Here is a 2,172-nt window from a genome sequence, read left to right on the forward strand (position 1 = left end):
GGCGAGAAGTCGATCCGCGTGCTCGCCTCCACGCTCGCCTCCATCGGCCGCCAGGTCGAGCTCCTCTCGCTCGCCGAGGCCCGCCGCGCGCGCCGGGCGCGCGACGTGTTCGGCCACGCGGCGTCGGTGCGGGACGCGCTGCAGGCGCTCGACGAGGCGGGCCGGGCGCTGCGCGCCGCCGGGGTCGAGGCGGGGCGCGCCGAGCTCGAGCGGTCGTCCGCGCGGCTGCGCGAGATCGCGACCGACCTCACCCGCGTCGCGCGCGAGGCATCGCGCGAGGCCGAGCAGCAGCGGCTCGCGGGCACCGTGCTCCGCGAGGACCTGCGCGCGCTCCGGATGGTGCCCGCCGCGCTCGTGCTCGAGCCGCTGCGCCGCGCCGTGCGCGACGTCGCCGGCCGGCTGGGCAAGGAGGTCGAGCTCACGATCGACGGCGGGGAGGCCCGCCTCGACCGCCAGATCGTGGACGCGCTCCGCGATCCGCTCCTGCACCTCGTGCGGAACGCGGTGGACCACGGCATCGAGGCGCCCGCGGCGCGGAGGGCCGCCGGGAAGTCGACCGCCGGCCGCATCGCCGCCCGCGTCGAGCCACGCGGCTCGCGGGTCGCCATCATCGTCGAGGACGACGGGCCGGGCCTCGATCTCGCGGGGCTGCGCGCCGCCGCGGTGCGCAAGGGGGTCCTCCCCGCCGAGGAGGCGGATCGCCTCGGCGATCAGGAGGCGGCGCGCCTCGTGTTCCACCCCGGCCTCTCCACCGCGCGCGCCGTGACGGAGATCTCCGGGCGCGGGGTCGGGATGGACGTCGTCCTCGAGACGCTGGCGCGGCTCGGGGGCACGGTGGACGTCCGCTGGGAGGCGGGCCGCGGCACGCGCTTCGACCTCGAGGTGCCGCTCACGCTGTCCGCGTCCACCGCGCTCGTGTTCCGCGTCGGGCGCGACGTGATCGCGCTGCCCGCGGAGGCGATCGAGCACGTCGTGCTGGTCACCGCGGGCGATCTCGGCAGCGTCGCCGGGCGCACCACGGCGCAGGTCGCCGGCGAGCACGTGCCGTACGTACCGCTCGCGCGGCTCCTGCGCATGCCGGAGGGGGCGGCCACGCCGCCGCGCCAGCGGGTGGCGCTCGTGATCGCCCACGGCGGCGCGCGCGTCGCCGTCGGGGTGGACGAGCTCGTCGGCCAGCAGGAGCTCGTGATCTCCTCGCTCGGCGCGCGGGTCGCGGCGGTGCCGCACCTCGCCGGCGCGGCGGTGCTCGACGACGGGCGCGTGGCGGGGGTCCTCTCCGCGGCGGAGCTCGTGCGGCGGGGGCAGCCGGGCATGGGGGCGAGCCGCGCCGAGGGCGGGCGGCGCGTGATCGTCGCGGACGACTCGCTCACCACCCGCTCCGCGATGAAGGCGCTCCTCGAGATGGCGGGCTACGCGGTGATCCCCGCCGCCGACGGGGAGGAGGCGTTCCAGCTCCTGCGCGAGTCGGGCGCGGACCTCGTCGTGTCCGACGTGCAGATGCCCCGGCTCGACGGCTTCGGCCTCACGCGCAAGGTGAAGACCGACCCGCGCCTGCGCCGCACGCCGGTCGTCCTCGTCACCTCCCTCGAGGCGGCCGAGGATCGCGCCGCCGGCCTCGCCGCCGGCGCCGACGGCTACCTCGTGAAGCGCGAGGTCGAGCGCGGCAAGCTCCTCGACCTCGTCCGCCAGCTCCTGCCCCGCGCATGATCCGCTGCCTGCTGGTGGACGACTCCCGCTCGTTCCGCGCCCTGCTGCGCGCGCTCCTCGATCGCGCCGGCATCGCGGTCGTCGGCGAGGCCGCCGACGGCGAGGCGGCGGTGGCCCAGGTGGCGGCGCTCCGCCCGGACGTCGTGACCATGGACGTGCGGATGCCCGGCAAGGACGGGCTCGCGGCGATCGAGGAGATCATGCGGGTCGCGCCGACGCCGATCGTGGTGGTCTCGGCGGAGGCCGGGCCCGAGCGGCAGGAGCTCGCCTTCTGGGCGCTCGAGCTCGGCGCGGTGGAGGTGCTCGCGAAGCCGCGCGCCACGGACGCGGCGCGCTTCGCCCGCGAGGCGGACGCGATCCGCGACGCCGTCCGCGCGGTCGCGGGGCTGAAGCTCGTCACCCGCCACCGGCGGCTCCCGTTCCGCCCGGGGGGCGCGCCCGCGCAGGGGCCGGCCCCGCGGGCCG

At 78.1% G+C, this 2,172-nt stretch carries 2 protein-coding genes; both read left to right on the forward strand.

Translation table 11 applies throughout. The features are described from left to right. Positions 1–1,707: response regulator (locus tag MNZ39_RS23915; protein WP_242341584.1), on the forward strand; the 1,707-nt coding region annotated here is incomplete at its 5' end. Beyond that, on the forward strand, positions 1,704–2,172 hold a 469-nt coding region (locus tag MNZ39_RS23920), incomplete at its 3' end, for a response regulator (RefSeq protein ID WP_242341585.1). The genes MNZ39_RS23915 and MNZ39_RS23920, both read left to right, overlap by 4 nt.

Source organism: Anaeromyxobacter sp. SG66 (genome assembly GCF_022690805.1).
Lineage (GTDB): Bacteria > Myxococcota > Myxococcia > Myxococcales > Anaeromyxobacteraceae > Anaeromyxobacter > Anaeromyxobacter soli.